Annotated in this window: 13 protein-coding genes and 6 tRNA genes; 4 read left to right on the top strand and 15 right to left on the bottom strand. The window is 43.1% G+C overall.

The genetic code is table 11. The annotated features are described in order from the left end of the window. Nucleotides 1-142: 142 nt before the first annotated feature. The 11 genes from KT990_RS04450 to pyrC form a co-directional block, all read right to left on the bottom strand. Nucleotides 143-218, bottom strand: a tRNA-Glu gene (locus KT990_RS04450). Nucleotides 219-264: 46 nt separating this feature from the next. After that, a tRNA-Glu gene (locus KT990_RS04445) sits at nt 265-340 on the bottom strand. 24 nt (nt 341-364) lie between these two features. Next, nucleotides 365-440, bottom strand: a tRNA-Glu gene (locus tag KT990_RS04440). Nucleotides 441-571: 131 nt separating this feature from the next. Beyond that, complete coding sequence (locus KT990_RS04435) at nt 572-1,477, bottom strand: alpha/beta fold hydrolase (RefSeq protein ID WP_100355246.1); 906 nt, start codon at nt 1,475-1,477, stop codon at nt 572-574. 81 nt (nt 1,478-1,558) lie between these two features. After that, nucleotides 1,559-2,971: an amino acid permease gene (locus tag KT990_RS04430; RefSeq protein ID WP_100357224.1), complete on the bottom strand. Its 1,413-nt coding sequence runs from the start codon at nt 2,969-2,971 to the stop codon at nt 1,559-1,561. A 112-nt stretch (nt 2,972-3,083) separates the two neighbouring features. Next, a tRNA-Glu gene (locus KT990_RS04425) sits at nt 3,084-3,159 on the bottom strand. Between the two features lie 209 nt (nt 3,160-3,368). Then, a complete protein-coding gene (locus KT990_RS04420) occupies nt 3,369-3,518 on the bottom strand; it encodes a hypothetical protein (RefSeq protein ID WP_005096385.1) in 150 nt (49 codons plus the stop codon). An 80-nt stretch (nt 3,519-3,598) separates the two neighbouring features. Next, on the bottom strand, nt 3,599-6,127 hold the full coding sequence (locus KT990_RS04415; RefSeq protein ID WP_218209224.1) for a TonB-dependent receptor plug domain-containing protein: 2,529 nt from the start codon (nt 6,125-6,127) through the stop codon (nt 3,599-3,601). Nucleotides 6,128-6,290: 163 nt separating this feature from the next. Beyond that, nucleotides 6,291-6,366: transfer RNA gene (locus tag KT990_RS04410), tRNA-Glu, on the bottom strand. Between the two features lie 20 nt (nt 6,367-6,386). After that, nucleotides 6,387-7,046, bottom strand: a complete 660-nt coding sequence (rnt, locus tag KT990_RS04405; RefSeq protein ID WP_034608604.1) for a ribonuclease T — start codon at nt 7,044-7,046, stop codon at nt 6,387-6,389. Then, a complete protein-coding gene (pyrC, locus tag KT990_RS04400; RefSeq protein ID WP_100534379.1) occupies nt 7,031-8,065 on the bottom strand; it encodes a dihydroorotase in 1,035 nt (344 codons plus the stop codon). The genes rnt and pyrC overlap by 16 nt, the downstream gene beginning before the upstream one ends. A gap of 151 nt (nt 8,066-8,216) precedes the next feature. Here pyrC and KT990_RS04395 point away from each other — a divergent pair, with 151 nt between their 5' ends. Further along, nucleotides 8,217-9,497 carry a GGDEF domain-containing protein gene (locus KT990_RS04395; RefSeq protein WP_100328772.1) on the top strand — a complete coding sequence of 427 codons (1,281 nt, stop codon included), beginning with the start codon at nt 8,217-8,219 and terminating at the stop codon, nt 9,495-9,497. A gap of 64 nt (nt 9,498-9,561) precedes the next feature. Here the strand turns inward: KT990_RS04395 and argG are convergent, their stop codons facing one another. Then, complete coding sequence (gene argG / locus KT990_RS04390) at nt 9,562-10,902, bottom strand: argininosuccinate synthase (RefSeq protein WP_218209223.1); 1,341 nt, start codon at nt 10,900-10,902, stop codon at nt 9,562-9,564. A 248-nt stretch (nt 10,903-11,150) separates the two neighbouring features. Here argG and KT990_RS04385 point away from each other — a divergent pair, with 248 nt between their 5' ends. From KT990_RS04385 to KT990_RS04375, 3 genes are all read left to right on the top strand, one after another. Then, the gene (locus tag KT990_RS04385) at nt 11,151-11,504 is read left to right on the top strand and encodes a hypothetical protein (protein ID WP_100534377.1); all 354 of its coding nucleotides are present in this window, start codon (nt 11,151-11,153) and stop codon (nt 11,502-11,504) included. 140 nt (nt 11,505-11,644) lie between these two features. Continuing rightward, nucleotides 11,645-13,681 carry an NADPH-dependent 2,4-dienoyl-CoA reductase gene (locus KT990_RS04380; RefSeq protein WP_218209222.1) on the top strand — a complete coding sequence of 679 codons (2,037 nt, stop codon included), beginning with the start codon at nt 11,645-11,647 and terminating at the stop codon, nt 13,679-13,681. Nucleotides 13,682-13,768: 87 nt separating this feature from the next. Next, nucleotides 13,769-13,858 (top strand) — tRNA-Ser (locus tag KT990_RS04375). A 129-nt stretch (nt 13,859-13,987) separates the two neighbouring features. On the opposite strand, the gene KT990_RS04370 is transcribed toward KT990_RS04375, so the two are convergent. The 3 genes from KT990_RS04370 to KT990_RS04360 all read right to left on the bottom strand — a co-directional run bounded on the left by KT990_RS04370 (nt 13,988) and on the right by KT990_RS04360 (nt 17,357). Further along, the gene (locus KT990_RS04370) at nt 13,988-14,959 is read right to left on the bottom strand and encodes a methyltransferase (protein WP_180085208.1); all 972 of its coding nucleotides are present in this window, start codon (nt 14,957-14,959) and stop codon (nt 13,988-13,990) included. Between the two features lie 301 nt (nt 14,960-15,260). Beyond that, nucleotides 15,261-15,959 carry a pirin family protein gene (locus KT990_RS04365; protein ID WP_218209221.1) on the bottom strand — a complete coding sequence of 233 codons (699 nt, stop codon included), beginning with the start codon at nt 15,957-15,959 and terminating at the stop codon, nt 15,261-15,263. Nucleotides 15,960-16,136: 177 nt separating this feature from the next. Next, a complete protein-coding gene (locus tag KT990_RS04360) occupies nt 16,137-17,357 on the bottom strand; it encodes a L,D-transpeptidase family protein (protein WP_218209220.1) in 1,221 nt (406 codons plus the stop codon). Nucleotides 17,358-17,452 lie beyond the last annotated feature (95 nt).

Below are 17,452 nucleotides of genomic sequence, written 5' to 3'. Positions count from 1 at the left end.
AAAATATGAATTACATGGCAGCCTATGTAACGAAGAGCATATTTTAATGAGTGGTAAAAAATTATATTTAAATATTCAGAATGCAAAAAAGCCCAAGTCGCAATGCCCGGGCTTTTTTGTTGAGATGTTGCCATCTCGAATATGGCGTCCCTACGGGGATTCGAACCCCGGTTACCGCCGTGAAAGGGCGATGTCCTAGGCCTCTAGACGATAGGGACAGTACAGAAGATAAATTTTAAAACCTTTACTTTTAACTTGAAGTAATGGCGTCCCTACGGGGATTCGAACCCCGGTTACCGCCGTGAAAGGGCGATGTCCTAGGCCTCTAGACGATAGGGACTTAATAAAATGTACTTCTGAAAATTGGCGTCCCTACGGGGATTCGAACCCCGGTTACCGCCGTGAAAGGGCGATGTCCTAGGCCTCTAGACGATAGGGACGTTTCAGAGGTGGGCGTATAATAGGGTGAAAATAGGGGGGTGTCAAACGCATTTCTATAAAAATTTTTATTTTCTGGATTGAGTGCGTAAATTTAAAACAATATTGTTGAAATAATGGAAAATGATTTAAATTAAGCTGAATTTTTAAGCAATTCCAGCATGGCAGCTAACACTTGGGGATGCTGTAAATAGCCCGCAATATAATGTGGACGTTGTACAAAGGTACGAATTTCCTGATTGATAATGGCAGGCTGAAAATTAAATGAAGCTGCTGAGAGTGGAAATGCGGTGAGAAAATCATCATGTGAATAGAAATTTATCCAATCGCCTGAAATTGCAGCAGGTCTTATCATCGGTTGCGGAAGATGCGCCTGAATGACACGAAATTCCAGCGGTGATCCGAGGGTAATAAAACGCTGGATATTCAGTTCTGGATGTTGAAGCAAATAGTTATAGGCGATCACGCTACCCAGCGAATGTGCCACCAGAATCTGTGGTTTGCTGCTATGCAGTTGATGATGAATGCGCCGATGAACTTCCTGCATAAAAGTCGGATTGGCCAAATAAAGATAGGTTTCCAGCAGGAACTTATGCAAAAAACTGGCGTGTAAACTGGGGAAATAATTAATGAGTACCGCAAAATCCCGCAAGGCAATATCTTTGCTTAATGCTGTAATAAAATTCAGCTTTTGATCAAAGTTGAATGTCTTATCTGGATTTAACTGGGGCACATCACAAACTTGATATTTGCACTGATTGGTTGGTGGTACGGCTTGCCGCTGTGCCGGATGTAGAAAAGGGAAATGCGGCCATTGCTGCGGCATTAAGGTGCTGGCATTGAGTAGATTATGCAAATGATGTCGAGAGAGTAAATCACCATAAAAAGGGATACGGATATGCCGTTTTAAATAGCTAAAACGGGCTTGCTGTTGCGGGTTATTTCTGAGGCCTCTTTTGAGAAGATGCAGCCAATGTTGGCGTAATGAAGGCGCCGTATACTGTTGCTTGTTCATGCCGTGAATAAACACAATTTTCATCGACGCACCATTGAAGCTGCCCAATATACAATCAGTATAGACAAAAAAGAGCGACCGAAGTCGCTCTTTTAAAGCTGATGCTTAAGACTTGTTATGGTAGAACGCATAATAACTGGCATAGCAGGCTGCAATAAACAGCAGACAGCCAAAGAAGCTGATGCGCATTGATGGATCAAAGACCATACTGACACAGGTAATAAAACAGAACACGAAGCCTAAAATCGGCACAATCGGAAACAATGGTGCTGCAAAGCCCAGTTCTTTGACCGTGCGACCCTGTTTATACCACTGCCGGCGGAAGTTGAACTGACTTAAACAAATACTCATCCAGACCACCACCATGGTAAACGCCGCAATGCCCAGTAGGTTGGTAAAGATGGTTTCTGGCGCAAATTGTTCAGACAGCAGGCCTGGCAATGCACCGAGCATGGTCACCATGACTGCAATATACGGTACACCGCGAGCATTGAGTCTTGAGAATACGGCAGGTAACTGTTTGCTGTAGGACAATGACCACATCATACGAGAAGCGGCAAATAAGCCCGAGTTGGCAGCAGAAAGTAACGCAGTGATAATCACAAAGCGGATGATGTCTTCAGCATAAGGAATACCGATGTGCTGGAATACCGTTACGAATGGACTGCTACTGACACCTTCAGCTGCCAAGCCAGCTTCCTGATGCGGGAGTAAGGCCGTCACCACGATAATCGTCCCCACAAAGAAAATTAATAAGCGGAAAATCGCAGTATTAATGGCTTTAGGGACATTTTTCGCAGGATCTTCAGTTTCACCCGCCGCAACACCAATCAGCTCTGTACCCGAAAAGGCAAAGTTCACGATCAGCATGGTCGCAAAAATCGGGAATAGACCTTCAGGGAACCAGCCCTGGGCAGTCAGATTGGTAAATAGAGGCGCAGCTTCGTAGCCCTGATAGCCCAAAACACCAAAGATGGCCAGTAAGCCCAAAACAATAAAGGCAACAACAGTGACTACTTTCACCAGTGCCAACCAGAATTCGGATTCGGCAAACCATTTGGTCGAAATCATATTTAAGCTAAATACAAAGACACCAAAAATAATGGTCCATAACCACATGGAAATATCCGGGAACCATTCCTGCATCAGCAAGGCGGCTGCAGTAAATTCGGTTCCCAGAGTGACAGACCAGGTCAGCCAGTATAACCAAGTGATGGTATAGCCTGTACCCGGTCCAATATAACGTTTGGCATAAGCACCAAATGAACCAGATTCTGGCATATGAACAGCAAGTTCGCCCAGACAGAGCATAACCATGTAAGCGATAATGCCGCCCAGGAGATAAGCAATAATGGCACCTACAGGCCCCGTTTGTGCAATGACTTCACCCGACCCTAAAAATAGGCCTGTTCCGATTGCGCCACCAAGCGAAATCATGACCAGATGTCGAGTACTCATAGCGCGTTTTAAAGGCGCAGAATTGCCCTGATGCGTAGCATCATTCGGAGATGAGTGCATAGGAGTTGAAAAAAATCAGAAGAATGAAGCGAGTTATTGTAGTGAAAAACTACAAATCTGCAATGTATTAATAATAATTTTGAATAAGGCTTGATCGTATGCGATCAATAGATGGCGTCCCTACGGGGATTCGAACCCCGGTTACCGCCGTGAAAGGGCGATGTCCTAGGCCTCTAGACGATAGGGACGTTGCGAGGTGATGCGTATATTAAGGACTCAATTGGTTTTTGTCAAAAGGCTTTTATATAAAAAAGCGCTAAAAGTTCAAACATTAAACAGGAGTAATGCATTAATTTTATTGAGGGCTTAAATAAATCGAATGATTGGGCTTATTTGCTCGTCATTTAGGCGGAAAATGAAACTCCCGCGGCTGGCAGGAGTTTAAAACAGCCAGATTTTAATGATCGGGTGTTTGGTATTCTGTCGGGTTATGCACAGGAGCAGTCTGCTCGGCAGGTGTTTCTACTTTCTCTTCACGGTTCACGATATAAAGATAAAGCAGTGAAGGAGCTAAAATCAGTAAAACCAGTAAGATCTTTTTTAACATGGCACATAGACAAAGTACGAAATTGCATTAATTATAGCCTAAGCAAATTAAAAAGAGCACCGGAGTGCTCTCTATAAAACTTAGAATTTGAAAGTGACATCGGCGATAAACTGGCGGCCGATTTCAGTCATAACTCTTGGTTTGCTTGCGATTGTTGATTTGGTGGTATACGTGTTGGTGCGGTTAGTTACATTGTTAATAGTTAAACCAAAGATTGCATGTAAATCTTTTGAAAGTTTCCAATCATAAGTTGTACGCATATCCCAGATAAATTTAGGTTTAATTTCAGAAGCAATATAAGTATCAAGAAGATTACCTTCATATTCTACTTTGTCATCTTTACTGGTCACTGTGATCATATCGTCGTAACTGTCTTTATAGCTAAAGAAGTTTGAAAGTTTTACTGGTGCGTGATCGAAAGCAATATCCCAATTTACACGGGCAGTCCATGGTTGGTTGAAGTTTTGTGCAGGACGCTCTGACCAATGCATAATTTTACCGTTATAGGACACGAGTTCATCTTGATCTGCGGTTATGAATTTGTCGGTATAATCGGTATAACTGCGGAATACATCGCTATAGTCAAAACCAAAAGCAATGAAATGCTGTGTACTAGCGAATTTCAAAGCTTCACGATTTTTTAATGTGAGTGTGTAGATGTCGGCTTCACCATGACCATCATTGCTATATTCATAAGAGAAGTTGAAACCATCTTTTGGGATATCGGTGTGGGTACGTGAAATTTCATCTTGGTATTTGCGATTCACCCACTTAAGACCTAAATCCCAAGAATGTAATTGGGTGTTGATACCCAAAACAGTTTCATCACTAAATGGTGTGTCTAGGTCAGAGCGACGCGTGGCATTTGCTGAGTTCGTTGCAGATGTGACCCAGTCCGCCTGCGGATTCTCACGTGAGAATTTATACATCAACTCACCAATACCATCGTTGAGTTCGGTGCCTAATGTTTGCTGACCATAGTAACGATTCCAGCCTGCTAAAAATTGCAGTTTGTCATTCGCAAAGGGCTTATAAGACACGGAACTACGTGGAGAAATATTGAAATTACCGCTTAAAGAGTCGTAGTCGGCACGGACACCTACTCGGGTCGATAATTGATCGTTCCATTGAATGTTGTCTTCAAGGAAAGCATTGAAGCGGTCTTGTTGAGCAGAGAATTGTCCAGCTTTATACAATGAACCTGCAGCGACATATTGTCCTGTCCAACCTTGAATCGTGGGTGTCGCATCGCATAAAGCATCATCAGCTAAACAGGTATTGTTAGCTAAATTTTTCATATTGACAGCTGAAACATTTGACATATATACATCAGAGGCACGTTTCCAATCCACTTCTGCATGAGTGTATCCTGTACCCGCTGTAATCTTATGCTGAGTCGTACCAATTTTGAATGGATCAAAGGCTGCTTTTAAGTCGTAGTTGAGCGCAGTTTGATTTTGTTCTAGCTGACCAAAAAGCGTACCTTCAGATACGGTTTTTGAGTCGGTCCAATCTTTACTGCCTTCAGCATAATGCCAAATAAAACCATAGTTGTTTTCTGAGTTTCGGACATTATCAGCACTTTGGAAGTTGAGTTTATGCGTTAATGTTACAGATCCTATGTGGTGTTCTAACTCTGAAAACATTGTTGTCGTTTCTGTGTCAAGCGTACTGGCTGAGTTGCGACGGCTTTCAGCATAATTCAAGCTGTCAAGTAAAGCATAATCAAATCCAAATTTAGCTTTCACTGTCTCGCTTGGGTTATAGAAGAAGGTTGAACCAATGTTGGTATTACTGCGTTCTTGATCGATTTTTTTCGGGTCATCAAAACCACTCATTACAGGAATAATAGATTTACGTTTTGATGCATAACTATTAAACCCCCATTGCTCTGAAAGCTTGCCATAAATATTGGCACTTAAACCTTGTTTGGTATATTCCTTTTGATAGGCTTCAGTCGGCTCTTCAAAGAGCTCTTCTTCTAATGGGCTAACAGCATTAAAGCGAGCCCAGTCACTTTCTGTGTAATCATATGTGACAGTACCATGAATTTTTCTAATTTCAGTTTGTGGTGCACAGGTCTTTGCATTGACCACGCCACCGGTAAACTGACCATATTCAGCAGAAACATTGCTGTCGAGTACTTCCAAATCACACAGTAAGTCTGTATTGACAGCCATCGCTTGAGAGCCAGTGCTAAATGTATTGTAGTTACTTGGACCATCAGCAGGGTTAATTAATAGGTTATTGGATACGCCATTCACAATAAAATTATTTTGGAAGGTTTGAGCACCATTGATAGAAATTTCAGAGGGTTTAAGTTCACCTTGTGAGCCTGCTGCTAACTGTGATTGGCTAAACTGCACATTCGGATTCACCTTTAAAAAATCAGTTATATTCTTTGAGCTATTCGGCGTTTTTGCTAAATCTTCTTTGCTATAAACCGTTTTCCCAACTTCATTTCCTTGCTGAGCTTCGACAATAATCGTGTTGAACTTAAGTGTTGCCTCATTGGGGACAGATTCTTGATAACTGGATTCTTCTGCGAAACTAGAGGTTGATAAAGCTGCCAATATAGCAAGTGAAAGTGAAGAGTAGGCAAAACGCATGAGAAGGTTAAATCTTTGAAAGATAATGAAAGCGATTATCATTAACTTAATTGCTATAATCAATAGTAATGAGAATTATTTGCATTAATTGGGCTTTAAATGTGTAAGATTTAAGCAGCTTAAGTCGCTGAAAAATAAAAATATGAAAAGGGAGGAAAATATATGGCGTCCCTACGGGGATTCGAACCCCGGTTACCGCCGTGAAAGGGCGATGTCCTAGGCCTCTAGACGATAGGGACGTTTAGAAGATGGCGGTATCTTATTGATCCGCCACCAGAGTGTCAAGCAGGTGAGGCGCGAGTTTGTTTAAAATATAGCAAAACAGTTCAGCCGTCTTCTGTGTGTCATATAACGCAGAGTGAGCTTCTTTGCCATCAAAATCGATCCCGGCCTGAATACAGGATTTCGCCAGTACGGTTTGACCAAACATCACCGCACTCAAGGTCACCGTGTCAAACACAGAAAAACTATGGAACGGGTTCTGGTTTTTGGTGCCGGTACGGGCAATTGCTGCCTGAACAAAACCTAAATCGAAATGTGCATTGTGACCCACCAAAACCGCATGGGTACAGTTTTGCTGACGGCGCACGTCATTGACCGATTTGAAAATACGCTTTAATGCGGTTTTCTCATCTTCAGCCATGGCAATTCGCATCGGATTTGACGGATCAATGCCGATGAATTCCAGTGACCTACGATCGAGGTTGGCCCCTTCAAAAGGATTGATATGTGCATGGTAAGCTTGACCCGGCACAAACTGGCCATCCTCATTATAAACAATCGGAATGGCCGCAATTTCCAGCAATGCATCAGTCTGTGCATTAAAACCTGCCGTCTCGACATCGACAACTACAGGTAAGAATCCACGAAAACGTTGACCAATGATTGGGAGGGTTTCATTTGTCACACTTTTCTCCATTGAATGGTTTTACCCGCATAGAGCGGAATAATCTGTTCACCATCCAAATAGTCTAAACTTTCAGGGATTACTTGATCTTCTTTAACCAGTGTAATGGTACTGGTATTACGTGGCAGGCCATAGAAGTCTGCACCAAAGTGGCTGGCAAAACCTTCCAGACGTTCAATTTTACCTACTTGATCAAATGCCTGAGCATACAGCTCAATGGCAGTCGGCGCACTATAACATCCTGCACAGCCACACGCATTTTCTTTTGCATTTTTTGAATGTGGTGCGCTGTCGGTGCCTAGGAAAAATTTAGGATTGCCACTAGTCGCCACTTCCAGCAAGGTTTGCTGATGGGTTTGACGTTTTAAAATTGGCAAGCAGTAGAAATGCGGCTTGATGCCACCCACCAGCATGTCATTACGGTTGAACAATAAATGTTGCGGCGTAATAGTGGCAGCAACATTACGGTCTTGCTCAAGCACAAAGTTTGCAGCTTCGCTGGTAGTAATGTGCTCTAACACCAGTTTCAGCTTAGGGAACTGTCTGAGCAAGGGTGCGAGGACTTCATCCAGAAAGCGCTTTTCACGGTCAAAAATATCGATATGGTTATGCGTCACTTCACCGTGCAGCAATAAAGGCACCTGATGTTCTTCAAGCTGCTCAATTACGCCATACACTTTACTCATGTCGCTGACACCACTATCAGAATTGGTGGTTGCACCCGCAGGATAGAGCTTGATGGCATTGACATGCGCAGATTCTTTGATCTTTTTAACTTCACTTGCCGGGGTGTTGTCTGTGAAATACAGCACCATACGCGGGTCGAAATTTATCCCTTCAGGTACGTGCGCCATGATGCGTTCACGATAGGCATTGGCCTCTTCAACGGTTTTAACGGGTGGTACCAGATTCGGCATACAGATTGCGCGAGAAAACTGTCTGGCTAAATCGGGAACAGTACGTTGAAGTGCTAAACCATCACGCAGGTGAACGTGCCAATCATCTGGCTGGAGAATCGTAATCGTATTCAAGGCAAATTCAGTCGAACAAATAAAACAAATGATAATCCATCTATAGCAAAAATGGTAATGAGAAAGGGCTACAAAATAAGGGATATCTATAAATTAATTTGAAAAAGTATGTTATTTTAAAATTACTAAAAAAATTACATAAATACTTGCAATGGAATACAAGTACAGTTTAGCGAAATTACAAGATGACAAGGAAAACATAGAAGAATTAATTACACGCCAAAGTCAGCGTGTAGGCCCGGTCTTCCCTCAACATCTGGAACAGGAATTCTGGACAAAAAATCTGGAACGTGCCCGCAAACATGTCGAAAAATATGTTTGGGGTGGGGTATTGGCTTATTTTATTTTTCTGGTGGTGATGATCCCCACAGATTACTGGATTATCAGTAAAGAATATTTCGTGCATGATTTTGTGCTGTCTATGTTCGGGCTACTGAATGGCGGTATGTCATTAATTCTCTTTTATATGTTTTCCTGTTTACCCAAGATCAAGCGCTTTTTTCCGCAAGCTTCAATGCTGCTGGTATTCTGGATGCTGGTGTCGATTTCCTGTATCACGATGTTGGTTAAAACCCCAGCGTTACAACACCAGTCGATGGCAATCGTCACCATTATTTATATTCTGGGTTATATCCTGACCGGTATTAAGCCTGTACAGATGCTGGTCACCGGACTGGTCGCTGCAGCAACGACCATTATTGTATTATCAATCATGGCTATAGACTTTAATCCGCTGGTTTTTGGGCGAATTCTGATTGGGAGTTGCTTACTGGGTTATGTAATTAGTCATATGATTTTCGCGCGTGAGCGTGTGATTTTTTTATATAGTATCCGGGCCAGAATCAGTGAGCAGATCCAGCGTATTCATACCACTGAATTATTACATTTAAGCCAGTATGATGAACTGACCAAGATTTCCAATCGGAGAACCTTCGATGAAACGCTTGAAGTGTATTTTGAACGGGCCCGTCGTGAAGACACTGCCTTGGCGATTCTGTTTATCGATGTGGACTTTTTTAAAAACTATAATGATTTTTATGGGCATCAGAAAGGCGATGATGTTATTTCAACCATTGCCAGAACCATCAAGAATGCGATCCGTCATATGGACTTTGTGGCGCGTTATGGCGGGGAAGAGTTTGTTGTGTTATTGCCAGAAACAGATGCACATGGTGCTTATGCCGTAGCTTCAAATATTTTTAAGGCGATTGACCGTCTGGAAATTCCCCATGAAAAATCTTTGGTTGCGAAACATATTACCATCAGTTTAGGCATTACCGTCTATCGTGGTGAAACATATACTGATAAAGATATATTATTGGGAATTGCAGATCAGGCGTTGTATCGTGCCAAGCAGCTTGGGCGCAATCAGATTTATTATCAATCACTTCGTTCCGTCAACTCAGATACCGCCAATGGTTCGATGCTTTAAACATCAAGAACAACTATCCATAAAAAACCGCTCATCAAGAGCGGTTTTTTAACAAAAACAAAACTTAGTTTTTGTCTTTCAGTTGTGGAACAGCAGATGCTGTACCCACTGCAAGCAAACCAGTTTCTGTATAGATGCCAAGTTTTGCGCGGGTATCGGTAATGTCCAGATTACGCATGGTCAACTGACCAATACGATCCATTGGAGAGAACATAGAATCACCTTTCTCCATGGTCAAGCGCTCAGCTTCATAGGTCAGGTTAGGCGACTCAGTGTTCATGATGGTGTAATCATTACCACGACGCAGTTCTAAAGTCACAGTACCGGTCACGGCTTTAGCCACCCAGCGCTGTGCAGTTTCACGCAGCATAAGCGCTTGAGAGTCGAACCAGCGGCCTTGGTAAAGCAAACGACCTAAACGTAAACCGTTAATGCGGTATTGTTCAATCGTATCTTCGTTATGAATACCCGTTACCAGACGCTCATAAGCGATGTGAAGCAGTGCCATTCCCGGAGCTTCATAGATACCGCGAGATTTCGCTTCGATGATACGGTTTTCGATTTGATCCGACATACCTAGACCATGACGGCCACCGATGCGGTTCGCTTCAAGAATAAATTCAACTGGATCTTCGATGCGTTGACCGTTAATCGCAACTGGGAAGCCTTCTTCAAAAGTAATCGATACTTCTTCAGCTTTTACTTCTACGTCATCTTTCCAGAACGCAACGCCCATGATTGGCTCAACGATTTTGATGCCTGCATTCAGGTATTCAAGATCTTTGGCTTCGTGCGTCGCACCCAGCATGTTTGAGTCAGTTGAATAGGCTTTTTCTTTTGACATTTTATAGTCAAAGCCATTGTCGATCAGGAACTGTGACATTTCTGCACGGCCACCCAGCTCGTCAATGAAGGTTTGGTCTAGCCAAGGCTTGTAAATTTTAAGCGCAGGGTTGGTCAACAAACCATAACGGTAAAAACGTTCAATGTCGTTACCTTTGTAAGTAGAACCGTCACCCCAAATATTGACGTCATCTTCTTTCATGGCAGTGACAAGCATGGTACCTGTAACAGCACGACCAAGAGGAGTCGTATTAAAGTAAGGAACACCGCCAGTTGAAATGTGGAACGCGCCACATTGAATTGCAGCAATACCTTCTAATGCAAGCTGTAAACGGCAGTCGATTAAGCGTGCTTTTACTGCGCCATAAGCTTCAGCTTTTTTTGGAATCGCATCGTAATCGTCTTCGTCTGGCTGACCTAAGTTCGCTGTGTAAGCATAAGGTTCAGCGCCTTTTTGTTTCATCCACAAAAGAGCAGCAGAAGTATCTAGACCACCAGAGAAGGCAATACCAACTTTTTTACCTACTGGGACATTCTGCAAGATAGTTGCATTATCAGACATTGTTCATCCTAATGATATGAAATAGGCACGCCAGAATTGGTGGCCTGAAAAAATACATATTGTCTCAATTGTATCATTAATTTATTTAGGTTTGCTTTAGAAAAGAAAAACTCGTTTTAAAATCTATATTCAATAGGCTTAAATAATCATAAATTGCACGATTTTGAGCAGAATCCTGCTAAAAAATTAAAAATTCGCTATATTCAGCCGAATAAAGTTAAAAACTCAGATAAAACAGGAATAAATGCATGGCGACTCATATCCCACCCTTACCTAATTTAAATCCTAAAACCAAGAATGAAACGCTGGCACTGTTGCATGGGATTTATGCCGGTCTGATTGGTTTTAGTACACTGGTATTTTTATATCTGGAATATCAGCAAGCCAGTATTTCTACGCTGAGTTTAGGTATGGTGCTGCTGCTTTTAGGCGGCCTGGTATTTTTTAATATACAGGCCAGCATCAAAGTCAAACAGGGCAATGGTTCAGGACGGACTTTATCCAGAATTATGGCCATCCTGATGCTCCTGAGTTTTCCGATTGGTACAGTATTGGGCGTGATTGCATTATGGAAATCTAGCGCGCGACAATGGCAGGATTAATCCGCCAAATAGAAAGTGATCCTCTTCTAAAGATTGATATTTGTGCCTGAAAATGCTGAACTCCGGGTCATAAAAAGCCACTGAAAATCAGTTAAAGTAAGGGAATGACTTGCTCAGCCAAATATAATCAGGGATTTGTTATGACTACGACGCGCTATGCCAACATTTTAAAGCCATTGCATTTGGGTTTTACCACCATTAAAAACCGGGTGGTGATGGGATCGATGCATACTGGCCTAGAAGATCGTTTTTATAATTATCCCAAACTGGCTGCGTATTTTGGTGAGCGTGCAAAGGGTGGCGTAGGTCTGCTGATTACGGGTGGAATATCGCCCAACCGTCAAGGCTGGTTGTTACCGGCGGGCGGTACCATGAATACTTTGGGGGACATTGCGCCGCATCGTTTGGTGACGCATGCAGTGCATAAGCATGGTGCCAAAATTCTGTTGCAGATTCTGCATGCCGGACGTTATGGCTATCAGCCTTTTGTGGTCTCGGCCAGCCCGATCAAGTCGCCGATTTCTCCCTTTAAACCACGTGAAATGTCAGATAAACAGATTCTGAATACCATTCAGGATTATGTCAGAACGGCCAGTATTGCCAAAAAAGCCGGCTATGATGGCGTAGAAATCATGGGTTCTGAAGGCTATTTGCTGAATCAGTTCTTAAGCCGGCATGTCAATCAGCGTGCTGACCGTTGGGGTGGCCCGATCGAAAACCGGATGCGTTTTGCCGTAGAAATTGTCAAAGCGATTCGTGAGGAAATTGGCGAAAAATTTATTATCTGTTTCCGTTTGTCGCTTCTGGATCTGGTACATGATGGCAATACCATGCAAGATGTGATTACCGTGGCTAAAGCTTTGGAAAAGGCGGGGATTACTTTACTCAATACCGGTATTGGCTGGCATGAAGCACGTATTCCCACCATTGTGACTTCTGTACCGCGTGCAGCTTTTGTCGATTATACCGCTGAAGTGAAAAAGCACGTGGCGGTGCCGGTCATTGCATCGAACCGGATCAATATGCCAGATACCGCTGAAGAAATTCTGGCTTCCGGCCAGGCAGACATGGTGCAGATGGCGCGTCCATTCTTGGCAGATGCCTTCTGGGTCAATAAAACCGCGACCAATCGTGTTGATGAAATCAATACCTGTATTGCCTGTAATCAGGCTTGTCTGGATCATACCTTTAAAAACCAGCGCGCAACCTGTCTGGTCAATCCACGTGCCGGCTATGAAACCGAACTGGTCTATATCAAAACCAAAAAAGCCAAAAGTATTGCAGTGGTCGGTGGTGGTGTTGCAGGGCTGTCTGCTGCCACAGTCGCAGCCAGTCGCGGGCATGATGTGACGCTGTTTGAGGCCAGTTATGAAGTGGGTGGACAGTTTAATCTGGCTAAAGTCATTCCGGGGAAAGAAGAGTTTCACGAAACGATTCGTTATTTTAAAGTCCAATTGGAAAAAACCGGCGTTGATGTGCGATTAAATACCCAAGTGAACCGTGAACAGCTGGAACGTGAAGGTTTTGATGAAGTCATTGTCGCGACTGGTGTCGTGCCGCGAGCGCTTAAGATCGAAGGCAGTCAGGCACCGCAAGTCTTGTCTTATGCAGAAGTACTACGCGGTGCGCCAGTCGGAGATCGTGTTGCAGTCATTGGTGCAGGTGGTATTGGTTTTGATGTGTCCGAGTTTTTGTTAAAGCCGCCTCATCAGGTACAGCCGCAAGCTGTGAATGAATGGAAACGTGAATGGGGTGTAGACCCGAATCCAAATTATGTCAGTGAAGGCGGCATGCAAGGTGCAGAAATTGAAGCACCTATTCGTGAAATTTATTTATTACAACGTAAAAAGACACCGCTTGGCGCAGGCTTAGGCAAGACTTCAGGCTGGGTACATCGTGCCCAATTAAAAAAACACGCGGTGCGCATGTTGCGCGGTGTGCAATATAAATCTGTCACAGATGAAGGCTTATGGATTGAGGTGGATGGCCACGCTCAATTATTGCGTGTGGATAGTATTGTGGTGTGTGCAGGACAGGAGTCGGTAAAAGATTTGATGCCACTTGCCGGGGAAAATACCTTGGCACAATATCATATTATTGGTGGGGCTAAACTGGCTGCCGAGCTGGATGCCAAGCGTGCCATTCGTGAAGGAGCCGAATTGGCCGCCAAATTGTAGGGATTTGATGAAACTATATGCAGTTAATCAGATTCACTGTAATTTTCACTTGTCAGTTGCATAAAAGCGCCGTATTATTGCGCCCATGGAAGCGTGGCAGAGCGGTTTAATGCACCGGTCTTGAAAACCGACGAGGGTGTGAGTCCTCCGTGAGTTCGAATCTCACCGCTTCCGCCAAATTTTTAAAACCCCAATCGAAAGATTGGGGTTTTTTATTGCTGATGAATTTTACAGAATGATTTAAAACAAACGGATCTTGAAGAGGTCCGATATTTAAAAAGTCGATAATTTATAAACAGATATTCTTCAATCGCATACTTCAATCTTAATCAGAGCCAGAGCAATTCTTTCCACATGCTGATAAGCAGGTTGCTCTAATTCTTCACCAAAAATATCCGGATCAATTTCCTCATAAGACCAGTGAATATTTTGATGCTGCTGCATCAGGTCTTGCAGATACTGTAAAAATCGATTGCCATTTCGTGTGATGGTGGCGCCGGTATATAAAAATAAACGGCCGCCTGAATTTAGCCTTTGCAGGCCTTGTTTTATAATTTTAAAAGATAATTCATTGCCATCGAGCTCATTACCTCCGTGACGATATTGCCGTTGCTCAGGATCAATTAAATAAGGTGGATTGGCAAAAATCAGGTCAAACTGACCTTCAAGATTGGAAAATAAATTGCTCTGTACAGGAGAGATTGAAGTAAAACCCGAAAAATCAATGTTGAGCTGACTATAGAGCAAGGCTTTGGGGTTTAGATCTGCTACAAAGATTTCCTCATGATCTGGAAAATATTTGGCGATACTGATGGCAGCAGCAGAGGTGCCACAGCATATTTCAGCAGCCCGTTTGAAAGGGCGAGGTTCGGTGGCTAGATATTGCTTGAGATGATAGACAAAGCGATACGTATCCGGACCAAAAAAAACAGCATCTTGTTGTGTGGTTGGAAAGGAAGAGTGAATAAAGAGTTCACCTTCCAGTGAGGCGACCCTGACCAGACTGGTGTATTGCTCATCCTGAACCTGTAGAAGTTGCTGTTTTGCCAGCAAGGAAAAAAGAACCGGATCAAGATCGGTTTTGCTAAATTCCAGATTCCAGCCAAATATATCCTGCAGGGTTATTTCCTGATTTTTCTCGTTTCTTTTACGATCCAAAATCCGTTGATGCGACAACGGAGTAATAGCTGTGAACTGATAGTTTTGTTGTTTTAAAAACGCTAGTAAAAAATGCAGAGCATGTTGCTGGTGATTCTGAATTTCTAAAATCTGGTTCATAAGCGTTGCTCTTTGGTTTACGTAAAATCAATACAAAGCTGGATAGACGTTGAATCCCATATAAGACCATGACCAGATCAGCCATTCGCGATGCGTTCATTCAATAGAAATGAATCAGCTTCATCTTCGCCTGAAATGCCAGAATTTTAAGTAAAAAACTGATGTGAATTGGTGTGATTTTTATAGCTGTTTTTAAAAAATTATCTTCTGATAAAGCTTCTGTCTACTTTTATTCTCAATTCATAAAAAATGGCTATTCATCAAAGTGATTAATAGCCATGATGGGCGAGAGCCTTAAAACTTAGTGAGGCACTTCTGGTAAATCAAACCAGATCACTTGCGCATCATCGATGGCTTGAATCTCTGAGTCATCCAGAAAAGCAATTGCACCACCCGCCTCAACTCTATGTTCTGCAATCTGCACAGTGCCAGAAACTACATGAATATAATTGATCTGCTGGGTGGCCTGCACTTGCAAACTTTGACCTTGCTGAATTACCGCAGTTTTGACTTCAGTATTCTGACGAATATGCATCGGCGCATTGCCATTCGGTCCACAAATCAAATGCCACTGGTTGGGCTGCTCATGCGGATCCAGGCGAATTTGCTGATAATTCGGTTTGGCATCCTGTTCATTGGGAATAATCCAGATTTGCAGTAAATGTACCTGTTCATCACCCTGATTCATTTCACTATGACGAATACCTGTTCCGGCACTCATGAGCTGCCATTCACCGGCAGCAATGCCGCCATGATTACCCATGCTGTCCTGATGAGTAATGGTTCCTTTCAGTACGCAGGTCAGGATTTCCATATTGTCATGGGGATGGGTTCCAAAACCCTGATGCCCAGCGATTAAATCGTCATTAATAACACGTAAGGCACTGATCCCCATATACTTGGGATCATACCAGTTACCAAATGAGAAGCTGTGCTTAGACTCCAGCCAGCCCATTTTTACATGACCACGATTTTCGCTAGGATGTAGAAAAGCCTTCATGATTTCATCTCGATCTTATTTTCAACTTGAGATCATCATACTGTTGTTTTAAGCTCAAAAAAATCTCAAATGGGCGACATATCATTGCATTTTTGCAACGATATATCAGCTTAAAATCAAGTCATAAAAAAGCCCACTGAAAAGCGGGCCATTTTATTCAAAGCATTTTACGGATCATTATTCCAGGAAACGAACAGTTACGCCAGATTTGACTTTACGGCCAAGATCATTGGCATCCCAGTTGGTCAGACGGATACAACCGTGTGAATAGGATTTAGAAATCATGGACGGATTCGGTGTGCCGTGAATACCAAATGATTTTTTGTTGAGGCCAATCCAGACATTACCGACCGGGCCGTTTGGACCTGGTGGTAGAGACAGTGGTTTGGTGTTTTTACCTTGAACAAAGTTACTTGGCGAGTAGCTATACCAAGGATTTGGTGCAACGCCGGTGATTTTATAAGTGCCCGTTGGTGAAGGCGTACTGGTATTGCCGATACTGGCAGGGAATGAGCCGATCATTTGATTTTTACTGTTAAATAAGTACAGTTGTTTGGCACCTTTATGTGCAACAATCAAGTGAATACCTTCTGGTAGCTCATTACGAACATTGGTCACCAGAATCTTTTGGCCGACTTTGTTAAAATTAGCACCTGGATTCAACTTCTTCAGGAAGTTTTCATCCATATGGAACTTTTCACTGAGCATTTCAGATGCGCTGGTGTAGTACAAACCTTTCATTTTCGCCTGTAGCGCATAATCTGAAGGAATCGATTTGGCAAATGGCCCGGCCAGATCTTTTTCAGTGATGGTGTATTCTACAAAGGTCGGCTTGGAACCCTGACGTGCCACCAGTTTGTCCCAGGTTTCCTGCGTCAGTACGCCATTTGGCTTGATGCCATTCATTTGCTGGAAAGACGCAATTGCTTTCAGTGTGTTCTTGCCGCTGGTACCATCAATCGCACCCGGTGAAGCGTGAGCATTGTTGAGCATGACATGTGCACGTGCGTAGACCGGAAATTGACCTGCACCAATGTTTTCATACCACTGGGCATTGTTTAAGCCGTCTAAAGTCCACGAAGCTTTGGTCGCAGCAGAGTTCGTCGGGGCCTTGGTATTTGGCGCTGCACCAATGTCGGCAGATTGATCTTCGGTATCTTGTAGCTCATTCAGTGCTTCAGAGGCCTGATTTAAGTCTTGTTGTTCTTGCGCCGTAATTTTGGCTTCAGCCGGTGCTTGGGCGGCTGAAGCTTCAGTCGCGAGTGGATCAATAGGATCCTGGACTGAAACATCAGTCACCACTTGGGGTTTTAATGGTTGTTCAGCAGTAGACGCAGCAAAAACAGTACCTGCGAAAATGCAACCTAAACTCACAGCGAGCATTGTGCGAACGAACATGTAAATCAACCTTAAAATTATTTCTTTAAAAATGTGAAAAAACACTATAAGTATTACAGAAAAAATGTGGAGATGCAGTAGTTGTTTTGTGTAAA

It is taken from the genome of Acinetobacter sp. F9 (genome assembly GCF_019195275.1).
GTDB classification, from domain to species: domain Bacteria; phylum Pseudomonadota; class Gammaproteobacteria; order Pseudomonadales; family Moraxellaceae; genus Acinetobacter; species Acinetobacter pseudolwoffii.
This window is presented reverse-complemented; position numbering and strand designations above follow the sequence as displayed.